The sequence below is a fragment of the Paludicola sp. MB14-C6 genome, from assembly GCF_030908625.1.
Taxonomy (GTDB): Bacteria; Bacillota; Clostridia; order Oscillospirales; family Ruminococcaceae; genus Paludihabitans.
In genome coordinates this window covers 1,947,575-1,962,536 of sequence record NZ_CP133133.1, presented here as the reverse complement: position 1 = coordinate 1,962,536, position 14,962 = coordinate 1,947,575, and the positions used below count along the sequence as shown (strand labels likewise).

General features: G+C 32.0%; 17 protein-coding genes, 1 tRNA gene and 1 pseudogene. 7 read left to right on the top strand and 12 right to left on the bottom strand.

The features are described 5' to 3' along the window. Positions 1–154: 154 nt before the first annotated feature. Positions 155–730, bottom strand: a complete 576-nt coding sequence (locus tag RBG61_RS09395) for a DNA-3-methyladenine glycosylase I (RefSeq protein WP_307942933.1) — start codon at positions 728–730, stop codon at positions 155–157. Between the two features lie 24 nt (positions 731–754). After that, positions 755–1,054: a hypothetical protein gene (locus RBG61_RS09390; protein ID WP_307942932.1), complete on the bottom strand. Its 300-nt coding sequence runs from the start codon at positions 1,052–1,054 to the stop codon at positions 755–757. Between the two features lie 500 nt (positions 1,055–1,554). Here RBG61_RS09390 and RBG61_RS09385 point away from each other — a divergent pair. Beyond that, positions 1,555–1,629 (top strand) — tRNA-Arg (locus tag RBG61_RS09385). 96 nt (positions 1,630–1,725) lie between these two features. Beyond that, on the top strand, positions 1,726–2,160 hold the full coding sequence (locus RBG61_RS09380; RefSeq protein WP_307942929.1) for a hypothetical protein: 435 nt from the start codon (positions 1,726–1,728) through the stop codon (positions 2,158–2,160). A 462-nt stretch (positions 2,161–2,622) separates the two neighbouring features. Here the strand turns inward: RBG61_RS09380 and RBG61_RS09375 are convergent, their stop codons facing one another. The 10 genes from RBG61_RS09375 to RBG61_RS09330 form a co-directional block, all read right to left on the bottom strand. Then, positions 2,623–3,249, bottom strand: coding sequence for a hypothetical protein (locus RBG61_RS09375; protein WP_307942927.1), 627 nt, complete (start codon positions 3,247–3,249; stop codon positions 2,623–2,625). A gap of 231 nt (positions 3,250–3,480) precedes the next feature. Next, positions 3,481–4,095 carry a hypothetical protein gene (locus tag RBG61_RS09370; protein ID WP_307942926.1) on the bottom strand — a complete coding sequence of 205 codons (615 nt, stop codon included), beginning with the start codon at positions 4,093–4,095 and terminating at the stop codon, positions 3,481–3,483. Then, positions 4,088–4,771, bottom strand: coding sequence for an ATP-binding cassette domain-containing protein (locus RBG61_RS09365; RefSeq protein ID WP_307942924.1), 684 nt, complete (start codon positions 4,769–4,771; stop codon positions 4,088–4,090). Before RBG61_RS09365 ends, RBG61_RS09370 begins: the two co-directional genes overlap by 8 nt. Before the next feature lie 16 nt (positions 4,772–4,787). Then, on the bottom strand, positions 4,788–5,612 hold the full coding sequence (locus RBG61_RS09360; protein ID WP_307942922.1) for a hypothetical protein: 825 nt from the start codon (positions 5,610–5,612) through the stop codon (positions 4,788–4,790). Beyond that, on the bottom strand, positions 5,596–6,363 hold the full coding sequence (locus RBG61_RS09355; protein WP_307942920.1) for a hypothetical protein: 768 nt from the start codon (positions 6,361–6,363) through the stop codon (positions 5,596–5,598). The genes RBG61_RS09360 and RBG61_RS09355 overlap by 17 nt, the downstream gene beginning before the upstream one ends. A 669-nt stretch (positions 6,364–7,032) precedes the next feature. Continuing rightward, positions 7,033–8,259 carry an IS256 family transposase gene (locus tag RBG61_RS09350; protein WP_307942478.1) on the bottom strand — a complete coding sequence of 409 codons (1,227 nt, stop codon included), beginning with the start codon at positions 8,257–8,259 and terminating at the stop codon, positions 7,033–7,035. A 72-nt stretch (positions 8,260–8,331) separates the two neighbouring features. Beyond that, complete coding sequence (locus RBG61_RS09345) at positions 8,332–8,667, bottom strand: hypothetical protein (protein WP_307942919.1); 336 nt, start codon at positions 8,665–8,667, stop codon at positions 8,332–8,334. A 10-nt stretch (positions 8,668–8,677) separates the two neighbouring features. Continuing rightward, positions 8,678–9,403 carry a hypothetical protein gene (locus RBG61_RS09340; protein WP_307942916.1) on the bottom strand — a complete coding sequence of 242 codons (726 nt, stop codon included), beginning with the start codon at positions 9,401–9,403 and terminating at the stop codon, positions 8,678–8,680. Between the two features lie 455 nt (positions 9,404–9,858). Then, positions 9,859–11,202 carry an ATP-binding protein gene (locus RBG61_RS09335; protein WP_307942913.1) on the bottom strand — a complete coding sequence of 448 codons (1,344 nt, stop codon included), beginning with the start codon at positions 11,200–11,202 and terminating at the stop codon, positions 9,859–9,861. 155 nt (positions 11,203–11,357) lie between these two features. Next, positions 11,358–12,266, bottom strand: a complete 909-nt coding sequence (locus tag RBG61_RS09330; protein ID WP_307942912.1) for a DUF6076 domain-containing protein — start codon at positions 12,264–12,266, stop codon at positions 11,358–11,360. 160 nt (positions 12,267–12,426) lie between these two features. On the opposite strand from RBG61_RS09330, the gene RBG61_RS09325 reads away from it, so the two are divergent. The 5 genes and pseudogenes from RBG61_RS09325 to RBG61_RS09310 all read left to right on the top strand — a co-directional run bounded on the left by RBG61_RS09325 (position 12,427) and on the right by RBG61_RS09310 (position 14,878). Further along, positions 12,427–12,636, top strand: coding sequence for a helix-turn-helix domain-containing protein (locus RBG61_RS09325; RefSeq protein ID WP_307942911.1), 210 nt, complete (start codon positions 12,427–12,429; stop codon positions 12,634–12,636). A 275-nt stretch (positions 12,637–12,911) separates the two neighbouring features. Next, on the top strand, positions 12,912–13,244 hold the full coding sequence (locus RBG61_RS09320; protein WP_307942909.1) for a hypothetical protein: 333 nt from the start codon (positions 12,912–12,914) through the stop codon (positions 13,242–13,244). A 91-nt stretch (positions 13,245–13,335) separates the two neighbouring features. After that, positions 13,336–13,380: pseudogene (locus RBG61_RS14025) on the top strand (hypothetical protein); the annotation flags it as partial. Positions 13,381–13,392: 12 nt separating this feature from the next. Beyond that, the gene (locus tag RBG61_RS09315; protein WP_307942907.1) at positions 13,393–13,698 is read left to right on the top strand and encodes a helix-turn-helix domain-containing protein; all 306 of its coding nucleotides are present in this window, start codon (positions 13,393–13,395) and stop codon (positions 13,696–13,698) included. Next, a complete protein-coding gene (locus RBG61_RS09310) occupies positions 13,691–14,878 on the top strand; it encodes a tyrosine-type recombinase/integrase (protein WP_307942905.1) in 1,188 nt (395 codons plus the stop codon). The genes RBG61_RS09315 and RBG61_RS09310 overlap by 8 nt, the downstream gene beginning before the upstream one ends. Positions 14,879–14,962 lie beyond the last annotated feature (84 nt).

The window sequence follows — 14,962 nt, the reverse complement described above, 5'->3', positions numbered from 1 at the left end:
CACGAAGTCGGCTGGATTAGTTATAACTATTGATCTTCTTTATAATACTTAAGTTTCAACATGTAATATAGTGTTTCCAAACGACTATCCGTCGAAGTATATGTTATTCATTCAATATATTTACCTAAATGTCATTGCCATACGTTATTATGTGCTACCCATTTATCAACTCATCATAAACAAAACATTCCATAATATGATCATTAACCAAACCGGTTGCTTGCATAAATGCATAAACGATTGTCGAACCAACAAACTTAAACCCCATTTTCTTCAAGTCTTTGCTTATATCATCCGAAAGCGGAGTTCTAGTTGGCATATCATTGTGTTTCTCCCAACGACCGATAATAGGCGTATAATCAACATAGCTCCATATAAATTTATCAAAGCTTCCGTATTCTTCTATAACTCTTAAAAATGCCTTGGCATTGCTCACAGCTGCATTAATTTTAAGACGATTTCTAATTATTTTTTCGTTTGCCATAAGCTCTTGAATTTTTACATCATTATAAAGGGATACCTTGTTGGGATCAAACCCGTCAAAAGCCTCTCTAAATGCTTCTCTCTTATTCAGTACGGTTATCCATGTAAGACCTGCTTGCATACCTTCTAAAATAAGCATTTCAAACAGCTTCATATCATCATGCACAGGTTGTCCCCATTCCTTGTCATGATAATCTATGAATAGGGGAGTATTCCCCACCCAAGAGCATCTTATTTTTTCGCCCATAAAACCTATCCTCCAATTAAAATTTTAATAGCTTCTCTCTACTGAAAGATGAAGAACTTTTATGCTTTCTTCTTCCATAAAAGACACGTACTCACAAGCCACCTCATCATCATCAGCAATATTAAATGCCTTAAGAGCATCCTCCATCGTTTCCCACAAAACTGAATCTGCCCACATATTATCAACTAGAAGCAGCTTTCTTGAAATATAACCTTTTTGCTTAGAAAGAAATACATTGTTAAATTCATCTGACACAAGTAAAAAAGCAGAAACGGATGCTTCTTTTTTAAGACTAAAAGATGCAAACTCAACTACATTAGTCATTATAATATGTCTCCTTTGCTAAGATTATTTTTCCTAATCATAGCATATTAAACTTGACTACACTATGTCATATTATAAAATATAAACGTTTAAAATTAAGTTCAAAAGTATCACACCATATGCTATAGGACTTTTAATAAACCAAAACTATTTACTGTTTTGATTTATTACATTCTAGTAGCAAAAGAAAGATCATGAAATTATCAAACACCATTGTATGCTCATATATCTTTGTACGCGATTGTTAATCAAAGTTGTAATTTTTTTACATAATATTCTAAATAACTATGAATATTAAGGTCAAATATGAAAACAATAAATAATTCTGTAAAAATTTGAAATAAGTATTGACAAAGCTTAATATTAATTATATAATGAAATCCTCAAATATCCCCTCTCTTCTCTCTGTTGATAGAAATATCGCAGGGAGTCTTTTTTTGTCAAGGTAACTTTCACTCTTGCTTTTTGGCTGCATTATTGTTATGATATACATGATATATGCCCCTGTAGCTCAGTGGATAGAGCATTGGCCTCCGACGCCATGTGCGCTGGTTCGATTCCAGTCAGGGGTACCAAATATCCGAGAGATTGTAATGATTTCTAAGATTTTGTTCGTGAACTAACATGCTATATGATTATTTAAGACTATTGCTTGTAGGAAGGATGATACAATGTTTGGACTTACTTTTAAAGAGACCATCAGCAATGCAATCATTAATGCTTCGCGAAACAACATTGAACTTTATAAGAGCTTGATAAAATCCAATATTGACAAGCTAACGTGTTCAAGCGAAGAAGAAACTATCAAAATTTTAACCAATATCAGACGAGAGTACCTAGATAATGTTTCAAATGAAGTGATTAACTCTTTTAAAATTAGCTCACCTCCTATTGCTATGAGAATCAACTTAGCACTTTTGTCTCCTTCTATCAGTGGGTATGAGGATATTAACATTGATAATGGATTAATGGCTGGGTCGCTTTTTGCGATATGCTACTATGGAGTAAAAAACGCTAAAGCTAAACCCAAAGATTGCATTAAGCTCAACCATCTTCAAAATGATATTATCGAGCGTGCGTTGGTTGAGATAGATGAAAAAGTATAATTACTAAACCCCCAAGCCTTTTTGCAATTCCTCGCTCGCCTTTTTCCTATTCTTATCGAACGCATGGGTGTAGATGTCGAGCGTGGTGCTTACTTGTGCGTGTATACATCATCTTAGCATAGAAAAAAAGACTAAATTCACCAAGAATTTAGTCTTTTTTCAAAGTTTGGTTGCGGAGATTGGACTTGAACCAATGGCCTTCGTGTTATGAGTGGCTATTGAGTGAAAAAGCTACTTTCTATAATGTATTATTACGCCCAAAGATTCCACTTTCTCATTCTTTTGCGTCTAATAAATACGTTACTTATTTTGCTGTACATAACTTATAAGGGTATGTTAAGGGTGTAAATTATTCTTAACGAACATTACACCAATATCTTTCAATTTTTTGAACTAAATTGAAGAATGTTATTTATGCGTCAATTTTGATGATTTAAAGAGTGTACCAACAAAAGATAATCTCTATATTTCAAGAATTTGCTTCACAGGGTAAGCTCGATAGGTTAAATACATGTCGTCAAAATTTAAATTATTATTTTGTTTTTTTGACATGTTATGGATATAAACTGAGTATACTTCTTTCATTTTAACTGTTTCATTTGGTTGTATTTCATTACTTTGTGTTTGTACATCATTTGTAGCTTCTTCTTTTTCATCAAGGCCTCTGCATAGTTCTAAGTCATATTCCATTTGATGTTCATCAATTCCTAATCTCAAAAAAGGATGTTTTTTAGGTATTGCTTTATTGGTTATATTTGTTACTCCTATCTCAACAATGAATACTCGATAATCATTGTCAATTCTTTTTATCTCTTGCGATGAAGCTTGAACAAAATCAGCTGGCTTAGATACAAAACTCATGTAGTTTTTCGATGCTGGCTCTAATACATCTGAAACTTTACATTCTTTTTTGGAAACAAACTGAATCTTGATTCCGAGTTCTTTATCAATTAGTGCTTGATTCTTTTTTGTAACTTCTATTTTAGGACTCTTTTGAACGCTATTTGCTCTCTTAAAAAAGTACCCCCATGTACCAACTAACGCAACACATAAAACAATTGCTATAATGCGCTTTGTAATTTTACTCATTTTTAACGCCCCCCATTCTTTCTAAAATGGATTTGTCGCTTTCATACAAAATTAAATTTTTTCCAAATAAATCTGAAACCATTAACCGATATAATGTTACTTATAAAATTTATTATAAGGCCAAAACAATAAAGGGATAGTGCCTTAAAGCAAAAAAGGTTCACCTTAATGTTTACTTAAGAATTGAACATAAATAGTTTGATTTGCTTTTTTAATAGCATCTTACAATCTCTATATTTCAAGAATTTGCTTCACAGGGTAAGCTCGATAGGTTAAATACATGTCGTCAAAATTTAATTCTTCTAACATTTTTCTAGGCATTTCCATTGCATTTGACCGATATGCAGTTTTATATTTTACGGTTTCATTCGGTTGTATTTCCTTTTTTTCTGCTGGATCCGGGTTTGATTCGCCATATTTATCCATAAGTGCATAGACCAGTTCTAAATCATAGTCCATTTGATGCGCATCAATACCTAGTTTAAAATAAGGTCTTTTATAAGGTATCGGTTTATCGGTTATATTTGTTACTGAAGTTTCAATTATAAATACTCGATAATCATTATCAAGTTTTTGAATGTTTTCAGGAGTTATAGGTTGATTCATCAAAAAGCTCTTATAGTATGGAGATGTTGGCTCTAATATATCCGAAACCTTACATTCTTTTTTCGAAACAAACTGAATCTTGATTCCGAGTTCTTTATCAATTAGTGCTTCATTCTTTTTTGTAACTTCAATTTTAGGACTCTTTTGAACGCTGTTGGCTCGTTTGAAAAAGAAACCCCATGTACCAACCAACGCAACACACAAACCAATTGCTATAATGCGCTTTGTAATTTTACTCATTTTTAATGCCTCCCATTTTTTCTAAAATGGATTTGTCGCTTTTCTCAGAGCCTTTAAAATATCCATTTTCCAAATGGTAAATAACATCGGTTAAAGAAACCAACTCTAAGTAATCATGGCAAGCAATAATGACTAATTGATTGTCCTTTTTTGCTTGTTCTAGAATGGTATGTACAGCTTCAATGCCTTTATCGTCTAAAGCATTTAAAGGCTCATCTAATATTAAGATTTCGGGTTTTTCTAAAATTGCCGCACCTATCCCTAAACGTTGTTTCATTCCAAGCGAATATTTACGATATTTTAAATTACGGGCATCTTTTAAACCAACAATAGTAAGAACTTCATCAATACGTTCTTTTCCAACTTCACCTTTAATGGATGCCAATGCATTTAGATTTTCAAAGCCTGTTTCATTGGATAGAAAAGCCGGATTTTCTATTAATGCACCAACGCTTTCGGGAAAAGAGATATCTTTACCCAGTACTTTTCCGTCAATTGTAACCGTTCCCTCTGTTGGAAGAAGTAAACCGCAAATACATCTCATAAGCATTGTTTTTCCGCTTCCATTTACCCCCTTCAATCCATAAATAGTTCCGGATTCAAATTCCATATTTATATTGTTTAATACAATTTTTTTGCCTATTTTCTTTGTTACATTTTTAATTTCAATTTTCATTTTTATAACCTCTTTATTAATTACTTTTTATAATATTATATTTCTTTATGTAAATAGAGCCAATTATCACACAAATTAACATGATAACGATATTAGAAATACTTGCAATACCAAAGCTTGTTGCTCCCGCTTTGAGCACTGTATTCCTTGCAATGATACTATAGTTGCCTATCAGTAATGGTGTATTATAAAATAATGAGGCAATATAAATTGCAATAATTGCCACGTAGCTATAGAATGGCTTGATTAAAAAGGATAACGCTAATTGCATGAAACAAAATGTGCAAGACGTTAAAACTGGCAATACGAATGTTGAAAGAATCCAACCATTATCGGACAGCAAAGATGCATCGTTGCTATGCATAAAACAGGTAACACATTGTGTTGTGTTTAACGTTAATTGTGCACCAGAAAATATTGCGTATAAAAAAACAATTAAATTTATAATGATATAATATAATAACACAGTTGAAACGCAATATAAGCATTTAGAAAACCACCAGTAATTGCGTTTTTTTGATCGCAACATTATTTGTTGGCCAAATCCATATAAATCATGAATTGCATAATTACCGACCATCATAATAATATATACTTGCATAAAAAGCCATGCCATTGGGATGATGAATCGCTCTTCTGGGATATATGGTTCCATTCCATAAAACATCCACAACAAATAATCGCCCCAAGATGGGTTATCGGGCATAAGAGAATTTTGAATGGTGTATTTCATATAGATTAAATAAAAAAATGTGATTAGTATTATTGGGATATAACGATATATCTTTTTAACAATTCCGTACTTTAAATCATAAAAAAAAAGTTTATTGCTTTTTCGCATCTAAAAACTCCTTTCGCCGTATCACAATGGATTGAATAGCAATCAATATAATGATTGTTGCCATTGGTAAAATAAAATAAGTCTTTAAATAATTATGCTTAAATATGCAGTTGTAAAGAGCGTATTGTCCGAAAAATAAAGGTACTTTTCTCTCAATAAAACATAAGATTATAGCTACTGATATTCCAACCCATAATTTGTTTGTCAACCAATATAACAAAATCAGTATTAAAAATGTTAACAAGAATGTAAAAAAAGTTGTTAAAAAAAACGCAATGATAACTGGTGTAAATCCGAAATGGGCAACGGTTTTTGTAGCACGAAAAAAATTACTATCAGTTGTTGACCAATTATATAAGCATTTAAACTTTTGAAAGCTGATGATGCAACCTAACACCAATATGTATAAAGAAAAAATTAACGAATAAACAAATGCTTTCATACATTGATAGAAATAAACGCTTTCTTTTTTCCTATTTCGTAATATTCTGTTAGCATCAAAATCGGTTTTAAATAAAAACATACCGGTTACTATAACTATTATGTTAATGATAGGAAATATTTTGCATTCATGCAAAAAACAAAAACTATCTGCAACTGAAGTGGATAAATTATAAAAAGATTGCATTTCTTGATTTATTGTTAATGCATAATAAAGATAGGCTGATTCTAGTACGATGCATAAAAAAATATAAAGAGTAATTTGCTTATAATCATATTTCATTCTTGTCAAATACTTAGAGTGTGTCATCATGTACTCCTTTAACCATATAAATAACAAAACAAGCAATAAATAAAATAGATACTTCTATAACTAATGCCCCAAATGTTATTCCAATACACCCTTGGTTTGATCTTAACATATTAAATGGATCTATTTGCGGTTTGTGAATAATTTGAGAGATATACCCAATAAACATACAAATAATAAATGGGGATAATAGGTTTACAAAATAATTTGAAATAAAATATGAAATTGCAAGAGCAATAGAGGCAATTACTCCACAAAAAATTCCAATTATAAAAATATATAAATAAGTATAAATAAATGGGTGAGTATAAAATAAATTACTAAACATAAATTGATAAAAAATCTCATATTGGCCATTATGTTGTGACATTAAGCTTGGTACGGTTGCCATGGTCAAAAATAAATTTAAAAGTAATGGCACTACACTAACAATAAAGGCGGACAGAAATGTTACAATGTATTTCGATAGTAAATAGTAAACTTTTTTGGTTCTTAAGAAAATGTTTTTAGGGTATACCAAGAATTTTGTGTAAATAGAAAAACAATCAGAACAAGAAATAGGAACAAAATAGTAATTGACATAGTGTATAGGTTAGTTGAAACAAGTTTATTTAATGACAAAAGGGGCATGCCCCTTTTGTCATTAAATTTTGGCGGATGAACATAGAATCATCCAGCGATTCTGTCCGAAAACATGATGTTTAATTGGTTTAAAACAACGTCCCAATTTCGACAACGTTGTGTCCATCGTTCGACAATTTTTTTTGAAGCTAAATACAGTATCCTTTTTAAACTATCATCATTTTGAAATGATGGTTTATTCTTGGTTATTTGTCTGAACTGCCTGTTTAATCCCTCAATAATATTAGTTGTGTATATTATTTTCCTTACATCAGTTGGATATGCAAAAAAGGTTGATAGTATATCCCAGTTATCCTCCCAACTCTTTATGCAAGAAGGATAACTTTTACCCCATTTTTCTTTGAATGATATTAGATTATTCAATGCTTCTTCCTCTGTAACAGCTTGATATACTAGTTTTAGATCTGCCATTAACTTCTTGATATCTTTGTATCCTACATATCGTGTTGAATATCGAATTTGATGTATAATACAACGTTGAATGTGCGCTTTGGGATATGCTGCATTGATTGCTTCTTTAAAACCTTTTAAACCGTCAACACAAAATAGGTATACATCTTGCAAACCCCTTGATTTCAAGTCATTCATAACGCTCAACCAGAATTTTGAGCTCTCGTTTTCTCCAATCCAAATGCCCAATATATCTTTATTTCCTTCAAGTGTAATTCCTAAAACCACATATGCTGCTTTCGTTACAAACTGATTGTTTTCTTTTACTTTGTAGTGTATTGCATCCATGAACACAAATGGGTATACACTATCTAGTGGACGGTTTTGCCATGCTGTTACTTCCGGCATTATTTTTTCTGTTATCTTGCTTACTAGTCCATCTGAAATTTCTACATCATAAAGATTTTTTACTTGTTCAGCAATATCTCGTTGAGACATGCCACAAGAGTAAAGTGCAATAATTTTTTCTTCCATCCCGTCAGCATTACGATTATATTTACCAATAATTTGTGGTTCAAATTCACCGTTTCTATCACGAGGAACATTAATATCCACTTCGCCAAGTTGTGTTTTAACTGTTTTCTTTGAATATCCATTTCGATAATTTTTCGACATGCTTTTTCCGTCATCGTTCGCTATTCTTTGACTTTTTTGGTAACCCAATTCTTCGTCTAATTCACTATCCATAACTTGCTGAAGAACATCTTTGAACATCTCTTTCATTGCCTGCATAACCTCTGTTGTGCTTGTGAAGTTTTGGCTGTTCACATACTCTTTTAATAACTCTTTCGGTTGCTTTTCCATAAAAAAATACTTCCTTTCATACTTGAATTTATTATCTTAATTCTTGTCTGATTGGAAGTACCTTATTCACTTTTACACAAAATTTTCGGGAGTCTCGTTTTTTACATATCCTGTTTTTTTATCTGAATAATATGTGCTTGCAAAAGGGATTGTAACCATCAATGGTAGAATCATGGCATAAATATATCCCCATAATGATCCGCCTTCCATGCCCATCCATATTTGAATGGCATTTGTTGGATAACCTAAGATGCTCTTACCTTGTTCGGTTATAAAAATATACCTTCCTGCAGGGAATACCATTAGTATGTATTGCAATAATGCAATCGTTACGCCTATTGCTAAAGAAATCCAAAACCCGTAGCTTTTTTTCATTCGTTTCCATTCAAGTTTAAAAACTGCTTTCATATCTTTCTCCTTACTTTTCATCTTCCCATTTTTCTTTCCAATTTAATGAAATAAAAGCTTGCTGGTCATCTGTATACATTGTTGCCCCTATAGGATTTAGAAATAAATAATATTGTGAATTTTTAGTAATAATTGGACAGCTTTGATGAAGAGCCCAGTTCGCGTTAAGTGTTGAGGCGAAAATAAATTCTTTTTCTTCATTCGGGTTAAATATGTTGTATAATGCATGTGAACCTTTTAGGTCAGTATTATGATTACTATATTGAACAAACCCTCTTTGATCATGTTGCTTTCCATCTTTCCAAAAAGGTTCTGCAACTGCAGTATTTACATCTTGTTTTTGCTTTGTAATATTTTTAATTTTGATTTTATAAATAAGATAATAAGAATTGTCTAAAATATTGCCTTGTTTGTCATACTTAACATCACCTAGATAATCAATATATTTGGGATTAAGATCTTTCGCGCTTTTTGTAAATTTATAATCGATTAAGGTATAAGTTAATCCATATCGAGTAAAAGGCTTTGTGGAATCAACTAATAATTTATCTAATGGTATTTCTTTATCAAAGGTTTGTCCTTCAGATGCCTGTGGGGTGTATACATCACTTTGGCTGGATACTCCTTTATGATTTTCTCCAGTTGGTTCAGTTTTTTCTTTTGATAAAACAAAATAAAAAACAATACAAGCCAAAGCGCAAACAATAACAATAATGGTTCCTATCATTTTTTTCATATGTTTCTCTTCTCCTTTGAGTTTTATGTAAAATATTATTTGAAATTTTTCATTAATCGACAATAAGTATATTTTTATTATACTACTATGAATATAAATGTAAATACTGCTGCATAAATTTGTCAATATATATTCACGTTGAACATTTTTGTTTGTGCATATTGCAACAATCGTTATGTTGATACTAAAATGCGGAGTAAAATTTTAGTGAATATGTCAATTGAAAAGTGCTACTTATCTAAATCCATTCTATAAAATAAACCCGCCATAAAATGGCGGGTTTATTTTATAGAAAAAATCCAGAAAAATCGCAATTTTTCTTTAAACTTAGAAAAGTTATCAATTGATAACTACTATTAAACTTTTCATACTTTTATTTATACATATAAATGTGACGCTTTATTCATGTTAAATCATATTTCTTTTATTAAGCATAACCTTCTTATTTCCTCTTTTTAATTCACCTCCATCTTCCTCATCACCATTCCAATTATCTTATCGGCATAATCAGCCATAAACAATGGTATATTCAAAACATCATCATCTAGTTTTAAATTATTCAGTGAAAAGCGCACACGCAGTTTGATTTTATCTCCAAACTTCTCTTTAAACTTCTTAAGGCTCTTACTTTCCACATTATCCTCGGATTTCACTTCTACGGGAATAATGTCATTTTCACGCTGTATTAGATAGTCTACTTCATACCGTGGATTATCTATTGCCCAGTAGCGTGGTGTGGCTTCAAATTGATTTTTAAGGGCTTGTAGCACATAGTTTTCACTAAGCGCTCCCTTAAACTCTACAAACAAACGATTGCCCTCACCGAATGCTGATGGCGCAAGCAAAGCTAGTCGACGAAGTAGTCCAACGTCGACTAGGTATAGTTTAAATGCAGACAAGTCATCATAAGCCGAAATAGGTAGCCCAGGAGCTGTGCTGCGATATATCTTATCAGCTAAATTAGCGTCAACTAGCCATTGTAGAGCATCCTCATACTCTCTTGCTCTTGCGCCCTCTTTAACTACTTTGTAGATAAACTTCTTGTTCTCTCTAGCTAATTGAGAAGGAATAGACTTCCACACTAATGAAATTTTAGGAAAGTCCTTTGGTTCAGTATGTTTCGCAAAATCGCGCTCATACGCACCAATAATATTAGACAGCACTTGTTGTATTAACTCAACATTGCGATCTTCTGTCCATGCTTTTACTGCTTCTGGCATACCACCTGTAACAAAATACATCTTTAATTTTTCATAAAGAGGATTAAAGAACGCATCAGGTATTGGTTCAATCGTATCAATACTATCCATATATGAAACAAGATTCTGATCACCGTTTGCCATCAAGAACTCAGTAAATGTCATTGGCCCTATTTCTAAAAAGTCAACCTTTCCTACTGGAAAAGAAGATGGTTTTGCTAAAGTAATACCGAGCAAGGAACCGGCACATGCAACATGGTATTGGGGTGTGTTCTCACAAAAATATTTTAATGTATTTAATGCATTAGGACATTCCTGTATTTCATCAAAAACAATAAGTGTTTCATGTGGTTTTACAATTTGCCCACTTGCCATGACTAAATTCTGAAGAAGACGATCTACATCTTTTGTTTTCTCAAAAAACTGTTTATACTCCTCGTGTTCATCAAAGTTAAAGTATGCAATATTGTCATAATAACGTTTACCAAACTCCTTTAATATCCAAGTCTTACCCACTTGGCGAACGCCCTTTAAAATTAAAGGTTTGCGATGTTTTGATTCCTTCCACTTTAACAAATCATTTAATATTAACCGTTCCATTCGAACACCTCACTCATAATATCACAAAAATATAAAAATATAATGATATAAAATCACATTATTATATATATTATGCACCGTATCAATTAAAAAATCAATAAAATCACATTAATATTAAGTTTTTTGAGTCAAAAATCACACTTTTATAATAACAATCAACTGTTATCTAACCAGTTTACAAATTCGTCAAGTGTAATGCGTTGACGTAAGCACTTGTCTCTTTGAATTCTAGCAGCATTTGCCCAGTTATTAAAATCTTCCTTGCTTATCATTCCATAACGTATACGTGCGTTGCGTTTTTTATATTCCCTATTATACAATTTAGCTACAGGATTATCAAAAGCCTTCTTCTGATAAATAAGAACCGCGCCCATTTCACGACAAGTTTTTTTTGATCCTGGAATAATTCGCTCACAGTACTGAATGTTGCTTGCACCATCTAGTACGAAGAATTTACCGCAGTTTTTACACTTTCTAAATAGAATACGGTTTTCATATAGATATAAAAAATTAATATTAATTACATCTATGAGCTTCTTTGCATCAATTGTTTTTATAACTACATCCTTTTTAACACTTAATGTAATGCTTGGTAAAATATTAGATTCCTGTATCATATGTTTAAGAAACAAATTATTTAAATATAAATTACCTCGTTGCATCCAAGTTTTATCTTTCAACTGTTCTATATTAAAACTTGTTTGAAGTAAATATAAAGTAGCTAAACGTACTTGTGGTATAGTGATATAAAAATACTGAAGATATTTAGTGAGTTTCTCTTTAGATCTCTGTTCAAAATCTAAATCAAATTCATCCACAATAAACTCGGATACTATTGAAAAATATGGATGTATTCTCTTAATTTCAGTCGCAAAATTTTTAGATTCGTTAATTAAATTCTTATTGTTCATTCTTATTGATTTATCATATAAAATAGTTAATATTTTATTAAACTGGCTTGATACTTCCGTATTATTAAGTTCAATAAAACTAAATATATTTGCACCTAAATCATACTCAATATCATCTACATACTCTTTATTATTGGAAATATATATACGCATTCTTTCACCTCCTATATATTTATATTTTATAGAATTAAAATAAATCTATTGCATATGATTATCATTCGTTTATACTTTTAACTATAATATAGATTTACCATATAATTATACTCGATTAAATCTATACAGTCAATAAATATATAAACGAAAGGACATTAACATGGACACTAAAGTAAAATCAGTACAGGATCTCCCGTTCGCTTTATCAGCTGCAGATGTTGCAGACATTCTAGGAATTTCTCGAGCAAATGCTTACAATCTTTTAAAGTCTAAAAACTTCCCAACTCTCCATATTGGAAAGCGTATGGTAGTTCCAAAATACCGTTTATTTGAATGGATTGACAACAATATTCAAGTAGCAAACGGCTAAAAATAAGAATTTTTACTGTCGGACAATTGTCGGTTTCAAATCTTAATTGTCGCCATTGTTAAAACCTGTGGTTTTAAGCTGTTACAGGTCGTCCGTCCGACGACTATTCCTGCCTTCCTACCACTCCAGGCAATTTCTGCGTGAAAAGAGGTGATTAGAGTGCCTACGACAAAGAAAATTGATGTGAGACTTGATGACAAAACTTATGACACAATTTCATCACTAGCAAGTAAAAAGGGATTTCACATTCTGAATTAGTTAGAAAATTTGTTGCAATGGGATTACAAAAAGATCTTGCAGCAGAAAGTATTGATTTTATCCGAGAACAGATTAACGATGAAATCAAAGCAACTTGCTTTCCACAATTTGAATGTATTGCAAAGTTAATTGCTAAAATCGGATATCAAAGTGTATCTAATTTTTATCTTTCAGCTTATATAATGAATAGCATTATTCCTCCTTCAAAACAGCAACATTTCAATGAAATCAAGCGTGATTCAAAAGCCATGGCTATAGCATACCTAAAACTGAGCAAGCAAGAATTTTATGAGTTTATGACAAGTGAAGATAACTCTTTAAATAACCTTAACTGGAATAGCGAGGGATAGCATACAACACTTTGTTAGGATTGATAATGCTATCTTCAAGTACAAGCTCTCACCTAAAGCTATTTTTGTATATTCTTATTTGTATTCTAGGATGAATTCCTCACCTTATGTAAAGTGTAAACTTACCAGTATTGAAAAAGCATGTAACATGAGTATAAAAACTGTGCAATCAGCATTAAAGGAATTACAAGAACGTTTTTTCATCCAAAAAGAACATTGTTATAAAAACAAGCAATACATAACTAACCGTTACAAAATTATTTACTTAACAAAAAATCGTTGGTTTAAACTTGATCCATATATTTTTAAAACTAACATCAAGTCAACTGATTTTGTTATATATTGCTATATCATAAGCAGAATGAAAGAAACATGCAAAGAAGCTTTTCCAAGTTATTCGACAATTTCGAAATCAACAGGCATTAGTCGAGTAGGAAGTGAAAGAGATGGGTAAAAACGGACATAATGAGGGGAGTATTAGAAATCGTCCTGACAGAAAATGGGAAGCTCGCTATACCGCAGGCAGAAATGAGCTTGGTAGACAAATTCAACGATCCATTTATGGTAAGACCAGAACAGAAGTTGCTAAAAAGTTAAATGATGTATTAAATAAACTCCATGCAGGACAGTATATTGCACCAAACAAGATTACGCTATCCGAATGGCTCACCACCTGGTTAAAAGAATATGCGAGTGTTACATTAAGGCCATCAACTTACATCAGCTATGAAGGTTATATCCATAACCACATTAACCCCATTATGGGTGGCATCCCCTTAAAGAATCTAACAACTGATAGACTTCAGGTTTTTTACAACGAGAAAAGCGAAAGTGGTAGGCTTGATGGAAAAGGCGGCTTATCTCCTAAAACATTGCGAAATCTACATAACATGCTGCACAAGGCACTTGAACAAGCATGTAAAAATAATATGATTGCAAGTAATGTAAGTGATAACACGATTCTTCCCAAGCGTGAGAATAAAGAAATGCGTGTATTATCTCGAAGTGAGCAAAAGACTTTGTTGCAACACATTGATAGCGAGCGATTAGGATTTGCCATTTTACTTGATTTATCTACAGGAATGCGTATTGGTGAGCTTTGTGGACTCAAATGGAACGATATTGATTTTGACCGTAAAGTGTTGTTTATCCGAAGAACATTGCAACGTGTAAAAACGAGCATAGCTGAACTTGAAAACTCGAATGCACCAAAAACAATGATATTAGAGGGTAATGTCAAAACAGATAACAGTTATCGTGAAGTCCCTATCCAAGAAAAAATCTTTATAAAGCTTCTGGAATATCAAAAGCGCCAACAACAAGAGAAAACTCTTGCTAGTAGCGCTTACGATGATAATGATTATATTTTTGCTACACAGCTTGGTGGTGTAATTGAACCGTCTACCATGCGTGACATGTATAATCGGCTATTGAAACAAGCAGGCATTAGTCATGCTAATTTTCATGCGTTACGTCACACCTTTGCTACAAGAGCAATTGAAAGTGGTGTACCGATTAAAGCTGTGAGCGATATCTTAGGACATGCTACCGTTCAGCTTACAATGGATTTGTATTGTCACTCATCAATTGATTTAAAACGTGAGGCTGTTGATAAGATGGCGGAGTTATGGTAGCATTCTTAAATGAGCTGCTTTTTTAACATAGTTTTTGAGACTCCCGAAAATTTTGTGTAAAAGTGAATAAGGTACTTCCAATCA

Coding starts and splice junctions, on each gene's coding strand:
- RBG61_RS09395 (WP_307942933.1), bottom strand. CDS start 730: ATGGGCGAAAAAATAAGATGCTCTTGGGTGGGGAATACTCCCCTATTC.
- RBG61_RS09390 (WP_307942932.1), bottom strand. CDS start 1,054: ATGACTAATGTAGTTGAGTTTGCATCTTTTAGTCTTAAAAAAGAAGCA.
- RBG61_RS09380 (WP_307942929.1), top strand. CDS start 1,726: ATGTTTGGACTTACTTTTAAAGAGACCATCAGCAATGCAATCATTAAT.
- RBG61_RS09375 (WP_307942927.1), bottom strand. CDS start 3,249: ATGAGTAAAATTACAAAGCGCATTATAGCAATTGTTTTATGTGTTGCG.
- RBG61_RS09370 (WP_307942926.1), bottom strand. CDS start 4,095: ATGAGTAAAATTACAAAGCGCATTATAGCAATTGGTTTGTGTGTTGCG.
- RBG61_RS09365 (WP_307942924.1), bottom strand. CDS start 4,771: ATGAAAATTGAAATTAAAAATGTAACAAAGAAAATAGGCAAAAAAATT.
- RBG61_RS09360 (WP_307942922.1), bottom strand. CDS start 5,612: ATGCGAAAAAGCAATAAACTTTTTTTTTATGATTTAAAGTACGGAATT.
- RBG61_RS09355 (WP_307942920.1), bottom strand. CDS start 6,363: ATGACACACTCTAAGTATTTGACAAGAATGAAATATGATTATAAGCAA.
- RBG61_RS09350 (WP_307942478.1), bottom strand. CDS start 8,259: ATGGAAAAGCAACCGAAAGAGTTATTAAAAGAGTATGTGAACAGCCAA.
- RBG61_RS09345 (WP_307942919.1), bottom strand. CDS start 8,667: ATGAAAGCAGTTTTTAAACTTGAATGGAAACGAATGAAAAAAAGCTAC.
- RBG61_RS09340 (WP_307942916.1), bottom strand. CDS start 9,403: ATGAAAAAAATGATAGGAACCATTATTGTTATTGTTTGCGCTTTGGCT.
- RBG61_RS09335 (WP_307942913.1), bottom strand. CDS start 11,202: ATGGAACGGTTAATATTAAATGATTTGTTAAAGTGGAAGGAATCAAAA.
- RBG61_RS09330 (WP_307942912.1), bottom strand. CDS start 12,266: ATGCGTATATATATTTCCAATAATAAAGAGTATGTAGATGATATTGAG.
- RBG61_RS09325 (WP_307942911.1), top strand. CDS start 12,427: ATGGACACTAAAGTAAAATCAGTACAGGATCTCCCGTTCGCTTTATCA.
- RBG61_RS09320 (WP_307942909.1), top strand. CDS start 12,912: ATGGGATTACAAAAAGATCTTGCAGCAGAAAGTATTGATTTTATCCGA.
- RBG61_RS09315 (WP_307942907.1), top strand. CDS start 13,393: ATGAGTATAAAAACTGTGCAATCAGCATTAAAGGAATTACAAGAACGT.
- RBG61_RS09310 (WP_307942905.1), top strand. CDS start 13,691: ATGGGTAAAAACGGACATAATGAGGGGAGTATTAGAAATCGTCCTGAC.